Source organism: Pseudocolwellia sp. G5-9 (assembly GCF_055808995.1).
The window spans coordinates 2,347,838-2,372,988 of the sequence record NZ_CM147893.1; the positions used below are offsets into that span (position 1 = coordinate 2,347,838).

Here is a 25,151-nt window from a genome sequence, read left to right on the forward strand (position 1 = left end):
ATGCTAGAAGTCATTTGGTGGATCTAGCTATAGCCACTCCCACCCTTTCATTAAAAATATAATAACGCTATAGCACTTCCTCTAGCTATTGGCGTTTGCTCTAAAAGCTGAAACCTTGGTTAAATAATAAATAGCAGGCAGTACGAGTAAAGTAAGTACTACAGCGCTTGCCATACCACCTACCATAGGCGCGGCAATTCGGCTCATAACTTCTGATCCCGTGCCTGTGCCATATAGAATAGGTAATAAGCCAACAATGATTGCTACTGCCGTCATCATTACGGGTCGAACACGCATGCCTGCACCGTCTAATACCGCTTTGGCTAAATCCGTTTCGTTAGGCTCTCTACCTTCCGCAACACAATGCTCTTTCATTGCTTTAAGTGATTGATTTAAATAAACCAGCATAATCACACCTATTTCAACGGCAACACCTGCTAGTGCTATAAAGCCAACACCTACCGCGACAGAAAAATTAAAACCTTGTAGGTACATTAACCAAATACTGCCAACCATGGCTAACGGTAAGGTCCCCATAATAATGGCAACTTCAGTAAAATTTCTAAAATTTAAGTAAAGCAGCACAATAATAATGGCAAGCGTTAATGGCACAACGTAAGTGAGTTTTTCTTTGGCGCGTAACATGTACTCATACTGACCTGCCCAAGCAATAGAATATCCTGCTGGCAGAACAAGTTGGTCGGCCACAATTTTTTGCGCGTCAACCACATAAGAGCCTACATCAACGCCTTCAATATCTACAAGTACCCAGCCATTAATACGCGCATTTTCACTCTTAATACCCGGAGGTCCATCTTCAATAATAATATTAGCAACGTCTGCTAATAAAATATTCATGCCATTTGGCGCAACAATAGGTAAGCGCGATAACGCTTCAGGTGAGTTCCGGTAGTCTTGTGGATAACGTAAATTCACCGGATAACGCTCTTGCCCTTCAACCGTTTGTGTTACGTTCATACCACCAATAGCTGATGAAACAATTTGTTGTACGTCAGCAATATTTAGCCCATATCTCGCGGCTTTTTCTCTTTGAATATCTACTTTTATATATCGACCGCCAGCAACACGCTCAGAATAAACAGAAGCGGTGCCACTTACATTCATTAATATTTTTTCAAGTTGCTTTCCAATATCTTGAATTACCTCAAGATCAGCACCTGCTACTTTTATACCTACAGGCGTTTTAATGCCGGTTGCTAGCATATCAATTCGGGTTTTAATCGGCATTACCCAAGCATTAGTAACACCGGGGAGCTTCACTAAGTCATCAAGCTCTTTTCTTAAACTTTGCGTTGTTACACCTGCGCGCCATTCAGATTTAGGCTTAAATTGAATAATGGTTTCAATCATGGTTAATGGCGCTGGATCTGTTGCTGTTTCTGCTCGGCCTATTTTGCCAAATACCGTATCAACCTCAGGCACTGTTTTAATCAGCCTATCAGTTTGTTGCAACAACTCTCTGGCTTTACCAATAGAAATACCGGGATAAGTGGTTGGCATGTACATTAAGTCGCCTTCATCAAGTGGCGGAATAAACTCACTGCCTATTTTGTTTACAGGCCAAAAACCAACAATAGTCACTAAAAGCGCAATAACAAGGGTAAATTTAGGGAATTTGAGTACTAAATTTAACGCGGGTAAATATATCGTTGTTAATAATTTATTCACCGGATTTTTATGCTCAGCTAATACTTTACCTCGAATGAAATACCCCATAAGTACAGGCACTAAAGTAATCGCTAAAGCCGCTGAAGCCGCCATGGCATAAGTTTTAGTAAAAGCTAAAGGCGAGAACATGCGCCCTTCTTGTGCTTCTAACGTAAATACTGGCACAAAAGATACGGTAATAATGAGGAGTGAGAAAAACAATGCGGGCCCCACTTCGCTGGCTGACTCTGCTACAACCTGCCATCGGTTTTCTTTAGTAAGCGGTGTTTTTTCCATGTGTTTGTGCATGTTTTCAATCATGACTATTGCGCCGTCGATCATAGCGCCTATGGCAATAGCAATACCACCAAGCGACATGATGTTGGCGTTAATTCCCTGTATATGCATAACAATAAATGCGGTAAGTATGCCTACAGGTAAACTAATAATAGCGACTAACGATGAACGAACATGAAACAGAAATACGATACAAACTAGCGCGACAACAATAAATTCTTCTAGCAACTTATGCCAAAGATTACTCACCGCTTCACCTATGAGTTTAGAGCGATCGTAAACCGTCACTATTTCAACGCCGTCAGGTAAACCTTTTTGCAATAATGTAAGTTTAGCTTTAACACCATCAATGGTTTTTTGAGCATTTTCGCCGTATCGCATAACAACAATACCGCCCACTACTTCACCCTCACCATTAAGTTCTGCAATGCCTCGGCGCATTTGTGGACCTGTTCCTACTTGAGCAACGTCTTTTATACTTAACGGTGTACCTTGCTCGGTAAGCCCTAGCGGTATAGCTTCAATATCTTCAATACTTTTAATGTAGCCTGTTGTGGTTACCATGTATTCGGCTTCAGCCATTTCAACCACTGATGCGCCTGTTTCTTGGTTCCCCCTTTTTAACGCCATTTGAACGTGGCTTAGCGGAATGTTATAGGCTCTTAGTTTGTTAGGATCTACCTGTACTTGGTATTGCTTTACCATACCGCCTATAGCAGCAACTTCAGACACTCCTGCAACTGTTTGTAATTCATATTTTAAAAACCAATCTTGCAGGCTACGCAATTCGCTAATATCTAAATTACCGGTTTTATCGATAAGTGAATAAAGATACACCCAACCCACACCGGTAGCATCTGGTCCTAATTGCGGACGAGCACTTTCTGGTAAAGATGGAGCCACTTGGCTTAAATATTCCAATACTCGGCTTCGCGCCCAATATAAGTCTGTAGCTTCATCGAAAATAACGTAAACAAAGGAATCACCAAAAAAGGAAAAACCACGCACAGTTACTGCTCCGGGTACTGATAACATAGCCGTAGTTAATGGATACGTGACTTGGTCTTGAACCACCTGTGGCGACTGCCCTGTATAGCTTGTTTTTATAATAACTTGCACGTCAGACAAATCAGGTAAAGCATCAACTGGCGTATTTTTAAGTGAATATAAGCCTCCACCAATTAATATCAGCGTTGCTAAAATAACAAGAAAACGATTGCCGATAGACCATCTAATAATAGCTTCAATCATGTTAATTTATCCCTACCTTAATGACTTAAATGGTCTGGTTCTGATTCAACTTCGGCTTTACCCATAATATGAATAACGGTTATTTCATTGCCACCTTCATCTGTTTTTCTCACCTCAAAATGTAATGATTGTCCTGCCTGTAGCGTATCTACGTTTATGCTATCTGCAAGGTCAAAGTTCATTGTCATTTCGGGCCAGTCCCAAGCTTCTACAGGTCTGTGAGTTATATTAATCATACCTGCGTCTTTCATCACATTATTGACTTCACCCTGTATCCAAACCGAAGTTGGCATTTCTTCATGAGTCATACGTTTAAAGTCTGAATTTTTACTCGACTCTGAATCAATTAAAAATTGTGCTGATGTTACTACCACATCATCTTCATTAAGCCCGTTAAGTATTTCAATGCTTTCTTGATCAACTCGTCCAATCATCACCTCAATGGATTTAAACTGACCGTCGCCTAATGCAAGTACCACACGGTTTTGTTTACCTGTACGTATAACCGCTTCTTTAGGAACTAAAAGTGTATTTTCAACACCATTGGCATGTATAACCACTTGAGCAAACATATTAGGTTTTAGCTCAAGGTTTTTATTATCAAACCTTAAACGAACGCGCAGCGTACGACTTTTCGCATTTAATGTGGGATAAACGTAATCAATTTCTCCCATCCATTCTTTACCGGGTAAATAATCTAAGGTCATCGAAACCGTTAAACCTGCTTTGATTAAAGCCGTATCTCTTTCAAAAACGTCAGCTTCAACCCACACTTGATTGAGCTGAGCAATACTCATTAAGGTTTTTGCGGGATTAACATAAGCACCTTCTCTTATGTTTAATGCTTGAAGTACACCTGATTGTGGAGCATAAAAAGTAACATTTTGTGTTAACGCTCGCGTTTTCTCTAATGAGTTAATAAGGTTAGGTGAAATCTGTAATGTTTCTAATCTCGCTTTTGCCGCTTTGATTAAGGCTGTGTTATTTCGCTTTAAAGCAATCAAAAACTCTTCTTGGGCGTTTACCAATTGTGGCGAATACAAGGTATACAAGGGCTGCCCTTTTTCTACGGTATTACCTGTTGCTTTAACAAAAAGTTTTTCAACCCAACCATCTACACGTGGAGCTATATGCACCAAGCTATCTTCATTGTATTTAACATAACCGACTGTTGAAATTTCGGTATGCATTCGCTTAACTTCAACGGAAGCGGTTCTTACACCAAGGTTGTTAATTACGTGCGGAGCTACTTTTACCGCACCGGGGCCAAAATCGTCTGAAGACTCATCTTCTGCATAGACAGGAACAAGATCCATTCCCATAGCTGATTTTCCCGGCTTGTCTCTGCGGTAATTAGCGTCCATAGGCGCAACCCAATAAAGAGGTTCTTTTTCTGCTGACTGCATGGCTTCACTGTTATTTTCAGGTGACATTGATGGTTGAAAAAGACTAAGTGCGCCAGCTCCTAAAGCAACACCAACGATTAAAGTTATAAAAGTTTTAGTATATGACGACATGGTTATTCTCCAGACATTGAGTTGTTAACTGTTTCAGAAGCAATGTCTGATTGAGTAAAAAAGTAATTAATGCGCGTAACCGTTTTTAACGCGTCAATATCAATATTAAGTGCGGAAATTTTTGTATTAAGTTCGGTGATTCTTGCTCGAACCACTTCTGAAAAATCGCCATCATCGTTGGTATAGGCACTAAGCGCGACTTCAGCTTGTTCATGTGTTTGGGTTATTAGTTGAGTTGAATAAAGGGTTTGGCGTTCTGACAAACGTTTTAGTTGTCTCACTTCTTTTTCGATATTGCTGATCATCATTTTAGTGAGCAGTAGTTTGTCTGTTTTAATCGCTTCAGACTGAGCAATAGACGCTGCGACTTCTTTATCTTGGCGGTTTTCAGTAAACAATGGCACGTCAAACGTTACTCCAACAGAGAATAAATCAGCGCGGTCAATACCTGACGGCATATCGTCTCGGTAGGCGTAACTTGCATTAACACCCCACTGAGGTTTGTATTGTTGGTTAGCTAAATCAACGTCTTTTTTAGCGGCTTGTTGTGATAAGTTAATAACCAACAAAGAAGGATGATTAACTAGCGCTTGAGCTAATTTATTTCGGGAAAATGGAAGTTCTTTAAGTAAAGCAGCGTTATTTAAACGAATAACAGGTAATGTATTTGAAACTTTAAATGTTGCGGCTTGTTCGTCAAAATTAATGGCATAATTTGAATCGCTCTCATCGTAACTATGTAACCATTCGTTTAGCTGGGCGATTAACGATTCAAACTTTTGATATTGCACGCTTAAACGATCTTCTAGCTGTATTAACTCAAGCTGTGCACGAATAACATCTTGTTGTCTTGTTTTGCCAACCCCTGTTGAATAACTCGCTTTAACCACATCAGCCATTTGTTCAAATAGCCCTTTGTCGTGATTAATTAATTCAATGGTTTTTTGAGCAAGGTAAGCATCTAGCCATAGTTGCGAAACTTGGGCTTTCAACTTAGCTTTTCTGTCTTCGCGTAACAACGGAAATTTATGCGACTCAACCTTCAATTTTGATTGCCTGATCGCTAAAGAATCTCCTCGTGGAAACATTTGACTAACGCCCACTTTCAGCTGAGTCATGGCTTCTTGATCAAGATCCCAAGTATCTGTTGGAGTATTCAACAAACTTAATGACACTTGAGGATCAGGGAGTGTTCCCGCGGCAATACTTTTAAGTTGAATAGCCGATTGTTTTAACTTGTTTCCATGGAGCCAAGGATCGTTATTTTGAGCCTTTTCAATAGCATCATTCAATGAAATCACTTGTTCAGCATTTACGCTTGATACTGATAAGTTTAATAACACACCAAGTAAAACCATGGTTATTTTTGATGTATAACCAAAAGAATTTACAGCTACTGATTCAAATAAGAAGCGAGATTTATTTACAAACATTTTACCCTCCAGAATATCTGGAATAAGCTTTAGTACGCGTGAACAACACTAAAACGATTAATAAAGAATTGAGTTATACGCTTAGTTAATCAATATGATTATTAGCGGTATATGTGCAGTCAAATTTTAGATGCACTGATCCTGTATTAGGTAATAATTGGAGGGCGGTAAAGGGATTTACTATAAGAAATGGGGGTTACAGAATTGAAAAAGTTAATCGCTTCTGAAGATTCTTCAATTTTAAATAAAGAATATTCTGAGTGAAAAACTGAAACCGATGAACATGCTTGAGTTGGGCAATCACAATCAGTGTCGCAGCAGTCGATGTTAGCACTAGATTGTTCACCCATCATGCTATGGTCCATATTACTCATATCGTCCATTGAAGAGTGGTCCATCATCATTGATTTATTATGATCACAATCCATCATATTGCATGGCATAGCCGTATACGCCAGCGCTTGACCAATAAAGGTCAGCAACATAGTCGTAATAACTAATACTTTTGCAAATGATTTCAATAGAACATTCTCAAGATAACAATCTCTTTTAAAGTACATTTTAGATGTATAAAAGTAAAGCGTTTTAAAAGACTGCAGGGATATACGATGCAATTTAAAAGGGTAAATTATCTTTTAAATACAATAACTAAAACACATAAAAGATAAAGTGACAATTATTACCTAAGGTATTTCATGGAAACAAAACTCAAGCAGCACCGAGTACAATTTAGGTATTGCTTAAGTTCATAAAAACTGAAAACTATAACTAACACGCGCTTAAATGTTATAAATTTTCTTCCGCAAACGATGCTAAACGGCTACGAACTACTCCATTTAAGTGCACGGTTGTACTACCTGGGAAGTTTTTAAAACGTTCAACAATGTAAGTTAAACCTGATGTTACTGCGGTTAAGTAATTACTGTCTATTTGCGCTAAGTTACCTGAACACACTAACTTAGTCCCCTCACCACAACGAGTAATAATAGTTTTTAACTGTGACGCGGTTAAATTCTGACACTCATCAAGTAATACAATGGCATTTTGAATACTGCGACCGCGCATAAAGTTAACGGATTTAAATTGAATATTTGCCTTATCCATAATGTAATTTAAACTGCCATTCATGTTCTCGTCACTCTTATGCAGTACTTCTAATGAGTCTGTAATAGCTGATAACCACGGAGCCATTTTTTCTTCTTCCGTACCGGGTAAAAACCCGATAGATTCAGCTATCTCTGGCGTACTTCGGGTAACAATAATTTTATCGTATAAACCTCTTTCAACTACTTGTTCTAATGCCGACGCTAAGGCTAAAAGGGTTTTAAGGTATTATAAATTCAAAATAGATACACCGACCGACCGATTAAGTGTTATTATTTGCAATCATTTATCTGAAAGTCGATACAATTTTAAGGTATACCTAAGCTAGTCCTATGAATGACAATAAAAATAAAAGCATCCTCAACATCGACAATACAATTTTTCAAAGCTTAGCCCCAAAAGGCAGCTTTTTACAACATTGTTTAATCAATTCTAAATGGGATGATGAAAACGAAAAAACCTCATCTCTAGCGCATTATAATTTACGATTAGCGATATCAAAATTGCTACAGCTAATAAATACTGATGAAGAAGATCACCAAGCACTAATCCATTTATTAGTGAGTAAACCAGAGACTGTAACCATCAAAGATCTAATCCAAGGTTACAAGTCAGTTGATCTAGCATTAGTAAACAGCTTTCCTTTGAGCAGAGCCAAAAGCTACAGCACCGCAGTCAGAAACTTTTTCAATTCATTCAGTGCTCCCATAGAAAATGGTTTTAATGCATCAGAATTAACATATGAAACACTATTATCAACAAATGTAGACTTTAAGAAAAATCCCAACATCGATCTTTTTGCCATTGATGTAAAAAATAAGATTAAGTTTACCGTTATTGATCCCGACACTTTGCCAAATCTATTTGTTAAAGACTCGGTTTTACACGATCTTCTGATCAATTTAGAAAACGCTTCAAAAGAACAGCCATTTGAATACTCCGTCATCGCAGGCTTTAAAAATGTGTTACGCGAAATTGACAAGTGGCCTGAAAATTCTCAGATAAAAATACTACTCAACAGCCCATTAAACGAATTAACGCTAAATACAATTATCGATTCGCTAATCGATTTTGAGAAAAACTTACATAAGGCTTTACCAAATAGAAAGTTGAATCAGCCAAGTACACTGTTTAGACAGAAGCTCTTTGAGCATGGGCTAACTGCTCCTGAACTAAATAAAGCGAAAGACCTCTTCAAAACCAACTTTAACAAAGCTGGTCAGTTAAAATTTAAGCCACGCTTCATAATACAGTGTGAAAACAATGAGCATATTGTAGATTCATTTCAACTACCATTAGTTCTGCCGTTGGAGAGTGTGGGCGAGGATTGTTTTAGTCAGTTCGAAAAAATATCAGAAACCAGCCCTGCCGATACGGACAGCGTAACTGACCTAATAGAAATCTTGATACTGCTTCAGCAAGGGGGATATAGTGATGGGAGATTACTATTTGCTAAAAAGCCCGAAGACTTGATTACTTATAATGTTTCCAAGGGCTTAATCGATCTAGAGTTATTAATCACCGAACACTTCCCAAACAATAAGCAAGAAAAGCTGCAACTCATTCGTGACTTTCTGAACCTATGCGAAACCCCAACTCAAAGTGGAAGGTTACTAAAAGATTTTGAGATTGATTCGACTATTAATCCAAAAGAAAAAATTAATACAATGGCTTTTCAAGGTTATTCCAAAGCTAACGGTAAAAAGAATGATATCACCGTAAAATTTAACCTGACCAAGCTAAAACCTTTGTTGAAATTAAACAGTGTCTTAGTCACAGCTTTGAATAAATTACAAACGCACACAGCGACTACACCAATGCCTGCCACATCTTTATCTGACATAGAGCGGACTTTGGGCTATATCGTAGATACATCACTAGAGTCAGCACAAATAAAGCATATCCTTACCAACCCACTGTCTGAATTAGAACAGCGAGATTTCAGGTTAGGTTTTGCTCAGCTTGAAGACATCATCGATGAGATGGATATACAATTAAAGGCACTTAGAAGCCAAGGTCTACGTACATTCTTAAGTAATCATGCTGGTAAAATCAACGGCTTGATTGATATAAAAAACTGTGGTTTTAAATCTAGATTTAGCGCATCTGACGAAATGAATGCTCAAAAGCTAATTGAGCCTGTTGATGAGAATGGTGATGTATTACCCAGCCCTATTCAAAATCAACAACAATCGCTATCAGAGTTAAGAAAAAATGTACAAGAGTACTTTGAAAAGCCAATTAACCAGATACTAAATTCGTGTAAGAAAGAAGTTGAATGCTATAAGCAGCTTGTATCTACTTTTAACACTTACACGAAAAAAGACGAAAATGGGGTTCACATCAAAAATATCCCAGAAGAAGTTACTGCTTTAGTTAAAAACAATCAAGTTGAGGGAGGTAGAGGAATTCTAAAGTCACAAGCGAGTGCCATTAGAAAAGAATTTACAAATGAAGTTGTGATGGGTGCTTACCTTCGGCATCAACTATCCATTGGAACAACAAGCACAACCTACTGCTCTCAAAAATCTGAGTTAATCCCAACTTATGTGAAACATTGGTTTCCTAACTCAAGTACAGGTATGAGAGACTTCTTTTGGTCAGGCATATTTTTACCAAAAAACATTCTTCTTGTGTGCTTTATCAGATTAGCTATTAGAACCACTTGGAATAAAGATGTAATAGCTACGTTGACTCGTGCAAATTTGCCAGAGCAAATACCAGAAGGACCTTTTGTACTTGCTGGGTTCAAAGAAAAAGTAGGTAAAGAGGCTACGCCCGTTACGATTGAGCCACATGAAAAAGAAATTCGTGAGGTGATCAGCTTTCTTATCCAACATCATGACAACATGGTGCGAATGGGCTTTAAGCAAGAGAGTATTTGGGATACTCCGGGTTCGACAAAACTAAATTTCCTATCGGCAAGTATTTTAGACAGGCTACGCGATCACTATACCCTTCCTTATTTTCGGATGGAGTTATTAGCCAAACATCAAATGAATCTAAGAAAAGGTATCGACGGTAGCTTAGTAAATTCACAACGTGAACGAAATCATGCAACCAGTAGAGTAACTTCTGCTTATCTAACGCACCCTATCGCCGTGATTGAATATGAAGCCAACAATGCAGACTTCCAGCGAAAATTTGAAACAACCGTTCAGTTTAGACATAAAGAAGCATCTATAGAGAAATACGGCTTAGATCGTAGCAACATTGACGAGGATTTGATCGTAGCACCAGCAGAGCATAAAGAAGAATTGCCTGAATGGTTTATTTTAGCAGACGGCTCATCATGCACAGACATCTTCGCTGCTGTTGATAAATCTAAACAGGATAGTATCTGTAAAGGTCGAAAGTGCCATTCAGGAGAAGGTTGCGAGTTCAATCGCGTTGAATTGGGTGTTGATGAATTTGTACGAACCCTGCGACATCAGGCTTATTACATAGCACGTGGAGAGGTGCTGTTGGCAAAGCATGGTAGAGAATATTTTGATGAGTATATTGCACCTGACATGCGATTTACGTTTGGTTTGGTGAAGTATGTAGAGTTATCCAATCCTCTAATGTTCAAAGAAGCTAAAGGGAGATTAGAAAATGAACAGTAATCTTAAGTACCAATTCTTAGAAGATATAAAGCCGGAAGACATACTGGAAGAGCATGATGATCTGCTTTTAGAAAATGCAAAACTGTTGCAAGTTACAGATGAAAAGCTCTCTATTGAAGGTACTGTTTTACATTATCACGCAAAGATAACTGGCGCTAAAGCCAATGAAACGGTGCTACAAAAAGGCTCTGTAGATCTGCGAGATATATGGGTTCCCGGTGCTGCGGGGTGGCAGCACCCAGTGCCTATATTGGTTTACCCTGACTATGCCAAGGCACTTGTTGAAATCATCGATATCTATGCAAACAGAGCTAAACATACGCCGACATTTGTAAAAACAGGGGTAATGTCGCAAGTTAACGTTGCAGCGCAATTCATTGAATATATGTGCTTACATGGTCATCTCGTACTAAATGGAGTAAATCAAAAGCAAATCGATAAGATGAAAGTAACGCTCAAAGAAGGTGGTATTCCAGCAACGCTGGCCTTGCATGACCGAGTTAATTCATTTGTCGATTTGTTAATCGAGAATGACGAACTAGAGCCATTTTTAATCAAAGACGGTAATACCGAAAACTCTAAAGTAACGAGTATAAGAGTACCTAAAATTGCCCAATGTATCGGTGCGGTTAGTCTTGAAAATCAAGTTCCAACTAGTGTTTACCAAAGAGTAACAGAACACCTAAAATCAAAGGGAGTTAAAGTCGGTGCTCGTTTAGCATCCAAAGGCGCATCTTCACCTTCTCAACCAGCCGTTAAATCTTTGAATAACTGGTTTGGTACTTGGAATAGGTTTGCAAAACTAGATAACGAAGATCGGATGCAGTTTATTCCTTTTCCTAACCCTAACCAGCTTTCTAAAAAGCTAGGTAAAGTAGCTGGTCGCACAAAAAACTTGGATTTAGAACATGTTGTTGATCTATTGGGCGGTTCACACCTTTGGGTATACGAATATTCATCCAAAATAATTTCATTAGTAAATGAAATTACCAACTTAAAAAATCAATACCTTGATGAAGGGCTTCGCCATCGAACACTGACTGAAGGTAGATTTCCAGAATTTTTAGTTAGCTCAAAAAAAGTTAAAGAGCTTGAAAAGCTGCTTGGCATTGAAATCCATAAATCGAGTTTAACTGCTTCAGATAAAGAATCAGAGGCGTTCTCTGTAACCGAGGTAATCACGTTATTGATGACCGCATGTTATGTCATATTGCAAACTTACAACGCAAGAAGACAAGCAGAAATCCAGCACCCTCTCATCGGTATTACAGAAGAGTTCTTCCGTTGCAAAGATAAAAAGTTCAATTGGTATCAAGCCTGCTTTTATAACGAGAAAAATGGTGAGCGCCGCTGGTACACAACTAATAACGGTAGTACCAAAGCAATTCAATGCTTAATTAAATTGAAAAAAGCATGGGGGGCTGTTGATGTTGACGGCTTGTTTAATGTGCCAACCTTTAGAATTGATGAACAAGATAACTTCAAACACTATAAATATCATTTTAATAAGGGAAAAGATTCAAAGATCACTGGCAACGCCTTCTTAAAAATGATGCTAGGTGATGCAGAAGTGGATATGAAAAGCCACCCATTCAGACGTATCTATGCCGTTATTTACCATTATCAGTACAAAAACGCAGACTTACTAGCATTATGTCACCAGCTAGGACATGTTGATCCCGATGAAACAACTGTGTATGTGACGGAGCCTGCCGCTAGAGAAACGCATGAGCAACTTCATCATAAAACCAAGCTGACTCGAAATGAGAGAGCTGAATCTACCATTGCGATTAAAGAAGAAAACAAAGCACTAGATAAAATAATTGCTGAAGTAGGTGTTGAAACAACGGCAAAAGATATTCTGGCTCTACTTATGGGCACCGAAGAAATGGCAGGTAAATATACTTCTTATTTGAAAAAGGTTTACCGAGTTTTACAAAAGAGTGTCAGATTCAACAACTATACCAAAGACAAGTACGGTAAAGGCTTTAGCGAATTACCTGACGAAGAAAAAAGTAATGAAATGGCTCAAGTGCTGGATGCTAGAGGCCACAAACACAAACCTAAACCACATGCTACTTGCCATAAAAAAGAGGGAGAAGCTAAAAAGCATAAGGCACCTTGTGAACCATCTGTGTGTAAAGGCTGTGCATACCAAGAAGTAAAACGAACCCAGCTTAATATTATGAAAGAAGACTTAATCGCGCTAAAGGCAGTCCAAGCTGATTATTTGACGCTCCCTGTTGAACGTATGCGAGCTAAGGAACAAAGCGCTAATTTAGAGATTTTAATTGAAAGCCATGAACGCACAATGAAAAGAAGTAAGAGTATTTTCCAAGCGGAGCAACCTAATGGCTAAGACAAAACAAACCCAAGATCCCCAACAAAAAGAAGCTTTTGAGCGCATTGAAAGAAAAGTGGAAATACTTGAAAAGTGGGCAAGCGAGGGAATCCCCTTTGTATTAGTTAATGGTAACAAACAGGTTGATGACAAAGGAAAATATGTCCTTGAATTCTTCCCTACCAGCCCTACAGGGCTTAGAAAGTGGAACGGTAAACAAAATAGTAAGGATGTTGTTAAGCAATATGATATTCCGACATATACAACATCTGCAAAGTCTCTGGATGCAATACCTACGAGCTTAAAGCTAAGAATTTATGGCGATAAAAATAAACTAAACATTTGGGAAAGACTGAAGTTTAAGGCCAAGCTGCAAGCCAACACTAAAGAAAAGAACGCCCTGCAAGAGCTAGAGGAAGAGCTTAAAGTATCTAAAGTTAATCACCAAGGGCTAGCAAACGAATTAATTGAACTTAGAGTGACTAACAAATACTTGGAAGAAGAGAACTGCACGTTAGAAAACCAGATTGAAAGTATACGTTTGTCTATAAAATCCCAGCTTGATCTGAAGAAAAAATTACTTAAGCAGTCTGAGCTAAAAAGTAAGAAACTCAGTATCGAAAATACAAAGCTGAAAAAGCTTTTAGACGAACATGGTATCGGCTACGAAAATGCTGACGAGAGCACCTCTATTATTGATTTTTCGGGGAAGTAAATAATGGTGAATAAGCGCAGAAAATCTTCTCAGGATATCGGTAAACAGAATGCTAAAAAGATAGCTGATTGGGTAAATACTTCGCCTGTTATCCCTTTGTATCAAGGTCGGGTTAACAAGACTCAAATTTTCAAGATGCATAATGTGCCTAAATCAACCCTAGATACGAATGAAGATCTACAAAAATTATTTGATCCTGATGGTCCAATAGAGAAGCTAGTTCGAAAACAAAAAGGGCTTGAGATTGAGCTGTCTAATGATGTTGAAGAAGAAAATTCAGTAAAAGAAAATCTAGAAAATACGGTTTCAAATAGTGAGCTTGAATTGAAAGTTAAGGCATTAGAGACACAGCTTAACTCTATTCAATTAGATCTGGCTTCAGAAGAGTTTTTGTTGGCAACAGGTCGGTATATTCCAAAACTTTACTTGGATGATGGTGACGTGTCATGCAAATAAGCAATATATCGTTTCACGAAGATGTTAAGCAATTAACAGGCGTAGTCACTTTAGTTCGGCACCATACACAAGATAAACGTGGTATTTCATCTATTTTTTTATTAAAGGTTGCACGTGAAAAAATAATCGTGAAGGCTGAATTCGGTGCAATCACCTCAATCCCACAAACAGGAGAAATCTGGAGGGCGACTGGTGATTATTTCTTTGATAAAGAGTATGGCTCACAGTTTGTTGTTAATGAGGCTTCAAAGCAGCACCCCAGCGCAGAAATTACAACAGATGTTCTTTGTGATTTTCTTATCTACAACGCCCATTTCGTCGGGATAAATAGCTATTGGGCGAAGAAACTTAAGCTCGCTTTTGGTGAAGATTTATTAGCTGTTTTACAAAGTTACTCAGCTAAAAAGTTATCTAACTGTAAAAAGCTAAAAATCTCACCAGTTATGGCCCAAAATCTTTGTGATGGTTGGGCTAAAGCTGTTGGTGAAACTGAATTAAATCTATTTTTTGAACGACACGATTTACCAGTTGAGTATGTTGAAGCGACTCGTCAGCTATTAGGACATGACGCAAGTAGCCTGATAAAAAAGAATCCATATCTGCTCTATCCTATAACCTCTGTAAATGCTGCAAAGCGGAGATGGAAATCACTAGACAAAAAATTAAGAGTTAATTTTGATATCAATTTGAACGATAAGCGTAGAGCGATTTCATTTATTGAATCACTACTCTATTCAGCACTAAGCAATAACGGTGATATGGCATTACCTGCTGATGAAGTCAAAACTGAGCTGATTGAAGCGGGAATTGAGCTAGAACTTGATGAAGTTGAAGACTGTGCTTTTCAGACGCTTTGTTTCAACAAACAAAATAACACTATACAAATTTTAGGTCATCAGGCGATTGAGAAGGCAATAAATGCATTATTTCACAGGCGTTTATCTAAGATAAAGCAGCTATTTGATAGGAGTTCATTGGCGTTTGGCGAAACGTTATCAGTACTAGAAAACAATAATATTGAGCTAAATCCTCTCCAGTTACAGGCATTAGGTAATGCCTTTAATCAGCCTGTTTCTTTTATTGTCGGGGAAGCTGGAACAGGAAAGTCTTTGCTATCCCAGATCATCATTGATGTATGCCTTAATAATGGTATTAACGTTTGGAAAGTTAATTCAGTTGTTCGTAATGAAGATAATATACTGCCTAATTTAAAGGGAGAATCTATTAATCGCTTCATTTCACAGGCAAAAAAGCGAAACCTAAAAGGCGCATTGTCTGAGGCACTTATCCTGATAGAAAATTCAAATTCAGTTGATATGTTAACGCTGTATAAACTTTTAAAGGTTATTCCTCTTAACGTTCACATTTGCTTTATTGGCGATAAATTTAAATTACCCCCTATAGGTCCGGGATCGTTTTTCAAACAGGCTGTTGAATTAAAAGATGAAGCCCTAACAGAGTTAATTGAAGTGAACGGTGCCGAGTCCCAGTCTGATATCCAACGGCTGTATAGCTCTTTAATTGGTGGCGCTGCATCATCAGTATTTGATGCTATTCCTGCATTTGACGTGTCAGAAGAACAAAGCCTAAGTATTTACCATACTGAAGATAAATCTCACGAGATGCTTAGTACCGTTGCGACCAATATTTGGTTTGAATTGACTTCAATGTTAAGTGATGTACCTAAGATCATTTGCTCTAGTCCTCAATTGTGCGATGGCATAAATTCCCAAATTCAACGGGTTCGTTTTGATCGGAAAAAAGTAGCAAAGCTAGAAATTGGAGAATCTATTTTCTACGCGGGGGAGCCAATTATTTTTGCCAAACCTAATAAATTTGTCGATGTACCAGTTGGCACATTAGCAGACATTGTAGAAGTTTACGAAAAGCCTGTCGTTGCATATGGACGTGAGTGTTGGATGAAGATAGACATTGGCGGTGATTGTATCGATTTGTCATTAAATGATATTGAAAGTATTGCACTTTGTTATGTAATTACGGCTCAGAAGGTTCAGGGTAATCAATTTAATCATTCTTTAGTTATTTTGGATAATTTCTATTTGATTGATAAATCATGGCTTTACACATGTATAAACGCATCTAGAGAGTCGATGTTATTTATCGGCAATAGGAGTCAATTAGTCAATGCGGTTGATGCCTCAGAGTTTAGCGCTAAGAGACATTGTGGCGTTCCGCTTAAATTGGAGGTTTCAGATGAGTAACGGTATTACTGAAACAAAGATACGCTATGATCGTCAAGACCACTATGTTTACCAAGATATCAACGGAGAGGTCCTTTGGGGGCCTACTGACTTTCTAATCAATCTTGATAGAGATCCTAAGACCAAGCGCACTTATCGAAAGGCTATCAGACGATTATTTAAATTCTTAAACTCTGGCAAACATAAAATAAGCTGGCTTGAAATGAACGACTCACGCATGAGGGAGTTTAGGGCATTCTGTTTAAAAGCAACAAAAGCAGATTCTCGCTACAGAGGTAATGAAAACGTTGCCAAGCAAACGGTCAACAGTGATTTTTTGATGCCAATCTATAACTTTTATCATTGGGTACAAAAGCAAGGTACATATCACCCAAATATTCTTGGTTTTGATCCGGCCAATAAGTTTTCATATCAAATAACATCATCATTATTATTGAAAGAAATCGCCGTATCTAGAAATGAAAAGCCAAATAATAATTCACTTTATCCAGAATTATTTAGAGATTGTGATACGAGAAGCCGAAACAGAAAAGATGCAAGTGAGTATGAGCTAGAAGAACTAAATAATTACATAGTTAATGAATATCAGGGCTATGAGCGAGCGTCACTACTCTTAATTGCACAGATCATGAATGAAACGGGTAGCCGCCCGATTTCAGTTAGTAGCTATCGTAGACTTCAATTTTCTAAAGAAATCATCGAAAAAGAGTTCTTCCTCAACAAGCAAGATAGTTTATCAATTGTTCCAAAGCTGGCTAAGCAAGGAAATACTATGCCAGTGAGCTTTAGATTCTCAACAGTGCTCGCTGTCAGGAATTTCGTTGAGAATGATTTGGAAGAGTTTCTCACCAACATTGATACTGGCAACTACGATGGTCATTTGTTCATAGACCCCAACAACTTTAAACCATTAACGGCGGAAAATATCAGCAAGCTCTTCAGTGAAATCACCACAGAACTTGGCTGGCCTAAAGGTAAATCGATATACTCATTACGTCATAAATTTTCAGGCGATAGCCTTGATAAGCATTTGGACGCTGCAATAGAGCTAGGCTTTAGTGCTAATGAAACCGCAATTGCACTTCAGATGGAAAAAGAGATGACCCATCGTAGCTCCGGCTCTCTAGAAGACTATATTTCGAGTCGTAAAAGAACGATGCAACAAACTGAATCTTTTAAGAAGTCATTAAAAATTAGTGAACTAGAATCAGATAAAACTCGCCTTGAGTTAGAAAGGCAAAAAGCGATAGAAAGCGCAGAGCAAAAAGATGCAGAGAATCAGGCACTGTTATTAGAAATTCAAAAGCTACAAAGCCAACTAAAAGACGGCGATATTAATTAGTAAATATCTGAATCGGGGATCTCAAGATCTCCTAGATCACCAACCTGCGAATAAAAAGGATGAGTCTCAAATGTATATATTTTATCATCGGACTCGTTATCTTTCGAAACGGCATAGTCAAAGCTTGTAGTGTCGGATTCTAACGAGTCGAGAACGTCACTAAGTTTTGGGTACTTGAATTCAAGTTTCCTATTCATCGTAAACCTCTATAGTTCGCCCTGAGTAATTATAGTATAGAATGAGGGTCATAGACTCTCCCGTTCAGCAAATGCTAAGAAGTGGTGCTTACGATTGAGTTTTTGAAAAAGTAACCTTTGAGAGGTTACTTTTCAAAGGAGTACAAAATAGTAACCGTTGAAAGGTTACTACTTGGCGGCAAACTAAATCTATAGTAGATCTCAATTCTAGTTTTGGTGTTACTTTGAATACGCAAGCTTAAGACTATAATCAGTGAAAATAAAAAATCCACACACGCTCAAACAAGCTTTAGCAAATATGAAGCTCGAAAACTTGTCTCCATCTCCTGAAGTTAGTGTACTTCTGCAACAAGCATTAGTGGATGAGAACATTGACACAGATGACATAAGAAGCCTATTACGTGCTGCTCACCTAACTGATGAAGAATGTTAGTACACTGAATATCAATCGACTCGGTGAGCAATTACAAAACCGTGACCAATAATAATTGAGAGAATTATTTCTTCAACATTAAGGGCAATTTTGAATATTGGTATAATGACACTTATTAATTGAAGAGCCTGTTTATGAAAACCATAGGTAAACTTGCTAAAGAGCTTAACATTAGCGTTGAAACAATCCGTTTTTATGAGCGTCAAGGTCTGATAGAGCAGCCTTTAAAACCAGAATCTGGTTACCGAATGTATGGCGATGCCCTTGTCAATCAACTCAAATTTATTCTGAAAGCTAAAGCATTAGGGTTTACGCTGAAAGAAATTGAATCACTGATGTCACTCAGCGGAAATTGCGCAGATATAGAGTCGATGGGGTTGCAAAAGCTGCAACTCATACGAGATAAGATCGATGATTTACAGCGATTAGAGAACGTGATTCAAGATATGACAGATTCTTGCAAGGCCAATCAAGACCCAAAAACCTGCCCCATTATAAATTCACTTAAATAGCTATTGACCCCGTACTTATGTACGGAGTTTATACTACCTTAAAAATTGAGGTAGATAGTTATGATCAATAAAATTCTAGATAAAGTAGGTTCTGGTGGCGTTTGGCTAGCCGCCCTTAGCTGCACAGCATGTTTTCCGGCACTCGGCTCATTGGCATCCGCTCTTGGGTTAGGTTTTCTTTCACATTTTGAAGGGATAGCGGTGAACACCTTATTGCCATTATTTGCTTCACTAGCGTTGTTAGTTAATTTCTATAATTGGTATCAACATCGAGATTCATTGAGAGGCGTTTTAAGTGTCATTGGCCCAATTGCAGTATTGCTGACCCTGTATCCTTTATGGCAATACGACTGGAGCACTTACTTATTTTACTTTGGGATCATTTGGATGGTCGTAATGTCTATTTTAGATATTGTTAAGCCCATTAAGGAACCAGTATGCAAGGTATAGAACTAGAATCTAAAATCACTTGCCCCGAATGTGGATTTAGCAAGGTGGAAACCATGCTAACAAACGCTTGTCAGTGGTATTACGAATGCGAAAGCTGTAAAGCACTGCTTAAACCGTTAAAAGGTGATTGTTGCGTTTATTGCTCTTACGGAACAGTTAAATGCCCTCCTATTCAAAAAGGGACGACCTGTTGTTCAAAAAACGAATTGTGAAGATTCCATATTAGCCAATAAATAGATAGACTGAGTACAATAATTACATCTATTTGAGGTGACAATTGGGGCTTATAGTACAAGGAAATGTCGTTAAAGTTGATCACGATAATAAAGAGTGGTTGAAAACCAGACCTCAAGGAAATCCAACCAAAGAAGAGATAGGCGGCCTAACAATTTATTCTTTGTTTAAGAGATTATTAGCTTCGGCTAAATCAAGAAGAAAGCACCGTAAGATCCCCGGTGATAACTGTCCAATAATCTACGCATTAAAAGGCAAAGATAACCTTACTACTGATATTACCAGCATTAAACTACTCAGAGAAAGCTATAGTGTTATTGTTAACAGTTTTCAAGCTGAAGAGCCTAATGGCTATGACCTGATTATCTCGATGCCCTCTTCACACAATATTAGCCGCCTTATTGGCAAGCGTTTAGCAAATATTTTTACTGCGCATCACTCATCCGACTTTTTACGTAAGTTGACTATTGAAGAAGCTCTTGCACTATTAGATAGAGCTGATATCAGCGTGGAAGAGCATAAAACATTATCACATAGGCTGAGAAAGCAATTGACCGAGAAAGGATTTCAAGGCGATTTTTCTTTAAAAGGAATTCCCGTTCCATACAGAAGTGAATTTCCTCCGTTATGCTTGAATAACACTACAGTGGTTAATAACGAGCCTCAACGAATTCTATTAGTAGATGATCTTCTTGCCACTGGTACTACATTGAAAACAGCACATGATCTGGTAAAATCCTGTTACCCGCACGCAGTAGTGCATGGTGCGAGTCTAATCAGCTCATCTGCTAAATGATCTTGACGAATACGTCAATTAACATCATAATTGTAAATATAGAGTGTGCTTGAGTCTCCCCGCTCTTAAAATCCAGACGAGACCCGCGTAGGCACCTTGCTGAAGGTCGGTTCGTAAAGGACGAGTATTTGGCAGGTTAGGCAGCGGCTAACCCTTCAACTCTTTGTTGTCGTATTAGTAACTTTAGGAGAGCTTTTTGCTCTCCTTTGTTCTTTCTGGGATTTGATATTTAATTAGACCCCGATTCCTTCTGCGCTGACTTTTATTCCATTTATTGTTACGCTTCTCGTTATATACCTTGCTCCGTCAAAATGCTTCAATTCAGTAAATCTAGTCTCTCGGAGATATACATCGATGACATTACGAGGGTTGGAAAGATCAACACTGTTTTGACCATTTGATTCAGTAAAAGAGCTTTCATAATAGCCATTTTGGTAAAACTCAATTGACCCCCAACACCCAGATAGTACCTTCTTAAAAGTATATAAATCGTAAAGGCAGATTCCGTTGTGGAGTGTAATGCAGTCAAGGGAACCAATATTATGAACGACAATTGGTTTTAGATTTAAAATTTCATCTTTAGTTAAGCCATTTTCAATTAGGTACTCCCTTGCTGAGCTGGAGTTATTGACGACTTCATCTAACCTTTCAAGTTGAAGTATTCCCGTATTAAGCTTTTTGTCTTCCTGCCCGATAAGCTTGAACCACGATTTCAAACCAGCTTCCGTATCTGTAGTAACATGTTTTAGCTGAACCGCGTATACGATATTGATTGATTTATCTCGAATGAAAAAATCAACATCTAGTCTTAAATCAGGGTAGTCAGACGAATCAAATTTATCAGGCTTTAGTTCAAATTCGAGAACATCAAGGTGATTACATTTTATCAAATCATCGAGTAAAAAACGGGTTTGCTCTTTTTCAAGTAATGAGTGCCAATCAGGTCCTTGCTTTTTCAAAGCAAAATATTCCATCTGTTGGATTAGGCCACGTACCAATTTCAGTGGCCCCAAAACTAGTCCTCCATTTCTAATATCAAAGAGCCTATCTTCTGGTTTGTTCTTTTTCTGAAATTCCTTGATCAGCTCATAAGTTCTCAATAGTCCTTTTCTCTCTGGGTATTGACGGATCATTCGTTTAACCTCGCCCTTACTTAAAGGTTTTTCAGATTTATCGATCTCCTTTCTTTGAACAACATTTACCAAGAAAATTACCAGATCTGCGATTTCATGAAATAGTTCCAACGTTCTACTGCCTAAGCCTAATCGCCAGTGCTGAGGAATAATTGAGAGTACTCTGGCATGTAGACCTTGAATTGAGTCTGTCATAGGCTCATCATTTTGGTAAGTCGCAACAGCGAAGCTTGCGATAGCATTTGTTGCTGCTTTTAGGGATAAAAACTCTAATGAATCGCCAAACCAAATTGGAGTGAAAAGTTCCGGCTCAATCTGTTTAAACAAAAATGAACCATCTTGTTGTACCTCCAACTTTAATGTTCCTGAGGTTAGCAAAGCAAAATGCTGCACAATCCAAGCAATATCTAAGATTTCTGATACTAATTCAGTATCTAACTCTCCATTATTCAATAAAATCTGTTGATCATTAATAAGTTCAGCAACATTCATATTAACGTTACATACGTGGTTATCAATACCAATTGAAGTTAGCGTTAAAGGTGTGTCATCTTGAAATTCCGATTGAACATTTACGTAATTCGTCGTTTGATCAGAAATAACATCCTTAATCCTTTTATACCCTTCTACATCTTTGGAAGAAAAATCCATATAATTAGCAAGCTTGAGTTGTGATTTGTTGAGCAAATCAATTAACTGTTCGGCTGGTTTGTGACCTTCGAACATCTTATTTAACCGAGGAATGTTTGCGGGATTGGCAAAATATTTATGAGGAAAACTCAACATAGAAAAAGCGGCTTTCATGGCTCGTTGATCTTGGGTGTTAATTAAAGGCACTGACATAACGACTATATGTATTCCTTACTGGTGTTAACAAATTCTATGTGGTTCTATTGCTGAACAGGTTTAGATTGAAGAGATTTAACAGCATTGTGATTAAATACAGATGATGTTACTCCGTCAAAATATGCACATTGGTGGCTGTTACACGCTATTGAATAGCCAGTATATTTTTCAACCACCCCTTTATTAACTTCGACTAATAGTTCATCAACCGCAACCTGATTATTCTTGATCTTTTCCATATATTGCTCGGCATTTTCTTTGCCTACATGTTCAGCCGCAATAAGCACCAGTATTACAGAAAGATAAAAAAACACTCCAGCACAAACATACCAAAACACTTTTGCTGAAAATTCTGCAAAGTCTTCTAATGCAGGATGTAGTTCAATTTTATTGGGTTCTTTATTGAATGCATTTCTTAGCTTTGAAAATGCTGGTTCGACAAAATTGGAGCGTTTCGCTATTTCGATAACCAAAATAGCTAAATATGCCGTAATCAGTACGCCAGAAGCGCATAATAAAACAAAGCTAATATTAGGAGCGGTTAAATTAGCAAAGGCAAAAAAGCCCTGATAAAAGATCCTATCAATTGACAATGGAAATTGCGTTTCTTCTATGCCAAACGTTTTGAGAAAACTTAAATGATACATCAACCCAAGCGCATATAATGCCGCTAAAATCAGGCTAATGATCACTGACGCATGATTTAAAAGTCCTTTCATGTTACCTCTGGTTTTCAGGCTCTGTTTTCGGATGTTCACGGTGATCATCAGGCAACTCTTCAAGTAAATCATCACTGTAAAAATCGAAGATCATCTCACCAGTAGTTTGTCGCTCAGTCCAATAGCGCCCTTTTAGCCTACGCTTAGGGTTTTCAATAATGGACAAGACACATGCGCCATCATGGGGGTTACTCCTATGCGACAAACTAGCTCGTGGTCTACTCGTATAGCTGTATGTAAGCTCTTTTTGCTGACGCTGTTCGTCAATTAAAAAACCTTCTACATAAGAGTCACTCTGCATTTCAGAAGTTCGAACAACATATGATGTTGAGAAAAATGTCTGTTTAACGGTGAGCATTGCAGGTATAGGAGCTATTTTATTACCTGTAGCTTCGTCTACCCAGCTAGAATATACATAACCAACCCACGTACCGTTTAGATCGGGAAATGGTACTAGCCACCCCCTAAATATTTTAAACTTCCACCCCCATTTGACAAAAATAGCTATAAGCAATAAATCAGCACTAACAACTTTAGGTACAAGGCTAAAAAAATCTTTAGCTAAAGATAGGTTCAGCCCACTAATCCAAGCAAAACCAAACCAGATAAGCGCTGATACTCCAATTAAAACGTAAATGGTGCTTTTGAGTACTATATTTTTCATTATTCGTACCCAACATAATTCCATGCCGCAACTAACAACTTACGGGCCTGCTGTTTTGTCCATTTTTGATTGGAACCAAATAAATATTTTAACTCACTAACTTCACCCCATTCATCAGACGATTCTTTTCCCAATTCTGCGTACAGATATACTATCGCGTTGCGTAAAACGTCATAAAAAGTAGTGTAATTGAAATATTCATTTGGCACGTTCCAGATCAAACACTCACATAAAAATCCCGGAATGCCTTTAGCATCCTCAATTCCATTTGCGGCCATTTCATTCGTTAATTTTTTAAAGACACGGACAGTTCGCTTATATTTTCTTGAAGTAAGTGTATTTTTACTAACACCGTTTTCGTAATGTTGTTCAGGCCAATTGATGATTTTTTTACCATCGTCAGAAAATTGTTGGACACCTGTAATATAGCTTCCATTAGTTTTAAATCGCCTGTGTTCCATAAATGGTGCAACATCTGCTTCAACTCTATAAGTGTTAGCTTTGATATCAAAGGCTTTGCTTCCCCGTGTTACCGCCGCCCTACCAAACTTGTCAACTAATGCCTTTTCTATGTCATCTTTGAAGTCATCAAAGCTATAAGATGCAGCAACATAGCCAAACGAATCTCTGTTATACCCTTTAGGGTAATGTCCAAAAAAGACATCCGAGCAAACAATCCCGACATCAACGTCAGAATCGGCCTGTACATTTACTTTATTTCGATAAGATCCCTGCAAAAAAACATTAATCGACTTGCTCTTAAGTTTTTCGGATGATTCTATTGCACTTTTAATCATACTAATGGCATTTTCGCAGCGCACTCGCTCTGTTTTTCCCGGACCTGTTGACCAGTCTTTAAACTTGTGTTCCCAATTTGATGTACCCAAGGCTTTAGCTGCGGAATTATTAAAAGACATATGTCCCCCTTCTGCGCTCGAAAGCGCAGGTAATAGTTGCAATTATTTACTATCTTGCTTTATTTGATTGAGATAGTACTGACGCAGCGAAAGACTTAGTCTCATCACTATATTTGCTACTTTTTAATACCTCAGAAGCTTTTGTTTCCATCTCACTACTAGTCTGGTTGCTTGAACTTGACTGGCTTAATACAGATGCTGCAAGCGACTTTTGCACTTGCGATGCAGATGGGTCGTTTAATGTGGACGCTGCTTTTGACGCTAACGCCTTTGAGGATTGCTTAGAATTAGTCATTTAA

General features: G+C 38.1%; 20 protein-coding genes and 1 pseudogene. 11 read left to right on the forward strand and 10 right to left on the reverse strand.

Annotated elements, in window-relative coordinates:
- Window positions 1-81 precede the first annotated feature (81 nt).
- The 5 genes and pseudogenes from AC0L5Q_RS10020 to AC0L5Q_RS10040 form a co-directional block, all read right to left on the reverse strand.
- Window positions 82-3,216: an efflux RND transporter permease subunit gene (locus tag AC0L5Q_RS10020; RefSeq protein ID WP_473618212.1), complete on the reverse strand. Its 3,135-nt coding sequence runs from the start codon at window positions 3,214-3,216 to the stop codon at window positions 82-84.
- A 17-nt stretch (window positions 3,217-3,233) separates the two neighbouring features.
- Complete coding sequence (locus AC0L5Q_RS10025) at window positions 3,234-4,733, reverse strand: efflux RND transporter periplasmic adaptor subunit (protein WP_473618213.1); 1,500 nt, start codon at window positions 4,731-4,733, stop codon at window positions 3,234-3,236.
- 2 nt (window positions 4,734-4,735) lie between these two features.
- Window positions 4,736-6,166, reverse strand: a complete 1,431-nt coding sequence (locus AC0L5Q_RS10030; RefSeq protein WP_473618214.1) for a TolC family protein — start codon at window positions 6,164-6,166, stop codon at window positions 4,736-4,738.
- Window positions 6,167-6,312: 146 nt separating this feature from the next.
- The gene (locus AC0L5Q_RS10035; RefSeq protein ID WP_473618215.1) at window positions 6,313-6,687 is read right to left on the reverse strand and encodes a hypothetical protein; all 375 of its coding nucleotides are present in this window, start codon (window positions 6,685-6,687) and stop codon (window positions 6,313-6,315) included.
- Window positions 6,688-6,952: 265 nt separating this feature from the next.
- A pseudogene (locus AC0L5Q_RS10040) lies at window positions 6,953-7,492 on the reverse strand (PhoH family protein); the annotation flags it as partial.
- Between the two features lie 110 nt (window positions 7,493-7,602).
- On the opposite strand from AC0L5Q_RS10040, the gene AC0L5Q_RS10045 reads away from it, so the two are divergent.
- The 11 genes from AC0L5Q_RS10045 to AC0L5Q_RS10095 all read left to right on the forward strand — a co-directional run bounded on the left by AC0L5Q_RS10045 (window position 7,603) and on the right by AC0L5Q_RS10095 (window position 20,573).
- Complete coding sequence (locus tag AC0L5Q_RS10045) at window positions 7,603-10,875, forward strand: hypothetical protein (RefSeq protein WP_473618216.1); 3,273 nt, start codon at window positions 7,603-7,605, stop codon at window positions 10,873-10,875.
- Entirely contained in the window at window positions 10,865-13,234 is a 2,370-nt protein-coding gene (locus AC0L5Q_RS10050) for a hypothetical protein (RefSeq protein WP_193332411.1), read from the forward strand. The genes AC0L5Q_RS10045 and AC0L5Q_RS10050 overlap by 11 nt, the downstream gene beginning before the upstream one ends.
- Window positions 13,227-13,931, forward strand: coding sequence for a hypothetical protein (locus AC0L5Q_RS10055; protein ID WP_473618217.1), 705 nt, complete (start codon window positions 13,227-13,229; stop codon window positions 13,929-13,931). The genes AC0L5Q_RS10050 and AC0L5Q_RS10055 overlap by 8 nt, the downstream gene beginning before the upstream one ends.
- 3 nt (window positions 13,932-13,934) lie before the next feature.
- On the forward strand, window positions 13,935-14,387 hold the full coding sequence (locus AC0L5Q_RS10060) for a hypothetical protein (protein WP_227009439.1): 453 nt from the start codon (window positions 13,935-13,937) through the stop codon (window positions 14,385-14,387).
- Window positions 14,378-16,609, forward strand: a complete 2,232-nt coding sequence (locus AC0L5Q_RS10065; protein ID WP_473618218.1) for an AAA family ATPase — start codon at window positions 14,378-14,380, stop codon at window positions 16,607-16,609. The genes AC0L5Q_RS10060 and AC0L5Q_RS10065 overlap by 10 nt, the downstream gene beginning before the upstream one ends.
- Complete coding sequence (locus AC0L5Q_RS10070; RefSeq protein WP_227009438.1) at window positions 16,602-17,951, forward strand: hypothetical protein; 1,350 nt, start codon at window positions 16,602-16,604, stop codon at window positions 17,949-17,951. The genes AC0L5Q_RS10065 and AC0L5Q_RS10070 overlap by 8 nt, the downstream gene beginning before the upstream one ends.
- Before the next feature lie 450 nt (window positions 17,952-18,401).
- On the forward strand, window positions 18,402-18,581 hold the full coding sequence (locus AC0L5Q_RS10075; RefSeq protein WP_473618219.1) for a hypothetical protein: 180 nt from the start codon (window positions 18,402-18,404) through the stop codon (window positions 18,579-18,581).
- Between the two features lie 134 nt (window positions 18,582-18,715).
- Window positions 18,716-19,093 (forward strand): MerR family transcriptional regulator, encoded by a 378-nt coding sequence (locus tag AC0L5Q_RS10080; RefSeq protein WP_193332408.1) that lies wholly within the window; start codon window positions 18,716-18,718, stop codon window positions 19,091-19,093.
- 60 nt (window positions 19,094-19,153) lie between these two features.
- Entirely contained in the window at window positions 19,154-19,543 is a 390-nt protein-coding gene (merC, locus tag AC0L5Q_RS10085) for an organomercurial transporter MerC (protein ID WP_008109712.1), read from the forward strand.
- The gene (locus tag AC0L5Q_RS10090) at window positions 19,531-19,755 is read left to right on the forward strand and encodes a GDCCVxC domain-containing (seleno)protein (protein WP_227009437.1); all 225 of its coding nucleotides are present in this window, start codon (window positions 19,531-19,533) and stop codon (window positions 19,753-19,755) included. Before merC ends, AC0L5Q_RS10090 begins: the two co-directional genes overlap by 13 nt.
- 65 nt (window positions 19,756-19,820) lie before the next feature.
- A complete protein-coding gene (locus AC0L5Q_RS10095; RefSeq protein WP_138628172.1) occupies window positions 19,821-20,573 on the forward strand; it encodes a phosphoribosyltransferase family protein in 753 nt (250 codons plus the stop codon).
- A gap of 233 nt (window positions 20,574-20,806) precedes the next feature.
- Here the strand turns inward: AC0L5Q_RS10095 and AC0L5Q_RS10100 are convergent, their stop codons facing one another.
- Genes AC0L5Q_RS10100 through AC0L5Q_RS10120 form a run of 5 tightly spaced genes read right to left on the reverse strand, consistent with a single transcriptional unit; the run spans window position 20,807 to window position 25,147 of the window.
- On the reverse strand, window positions 20,807-22,549 hold the full coding sequence (locus AC0L5Q_RS10100) for a hypothetical protein (protein WP_193332407.1): 1,743 nt from the start codon (window positions 22,547-22,549) through the stop codon (window positions 20,807-20,809).
- Window positions 22,550-22,596: 47 nt separating this feature from the next.
- Window positions 22,597-23,271: a hypothetical protein gene (locus AC0L5Q_RS10105; protein WP_193332406.1), complete on the reverse strand. Its 675-nt coding sequence runs from the start codon at window positions 23,269-23,271 to the stop codon at window positions 22,597-22,599.
- 1 nt (window position 23,272) lies between these two features.
- Complete coding sequence (locus AC0L5Q_RS10110; protein WP_193332405.1) at window positions 23,273-23,935, reverse strand: Cap15 family cyclic dinucleotide receptor domain-containing protein; 663 nt, start codon at window positions 23,933-23,935, stop codon at window positions 23,273-23,275.
- The gene (locus AC0L5Q_RS10115; protein ID WP_193332404.1) at window positions 23,935-24,852 is read right to left on the reverse strand and encodes a nucleotidyltransferase domain-containing protein; all 918 of its coding nucleotides are present in this window, start codon (window positions 24,850-24,852) and stop codon (window positions 23,935-23,937) included. Before AC0L5Q_RS10115 ends, AC0L5Q_RS10110 begins: the two co-directional genes overlap by 1 nt.
- Before the next feature lie 49 nt (window positions 24,853-24,901).
- Complete coding sequence (locus tag AC0L5Q_RS10120; RefSeq protein WP_085282030.1) at window positions 24,902-25,147, reverse strand: hypothetical protein; 246 nt, start codon at window positions 25,145-25,147, stop codon at window positions 24,902-24,904.
- Between the last annotated feature and the right edge of the window lie 4 nt (window positions 25,148-25,151).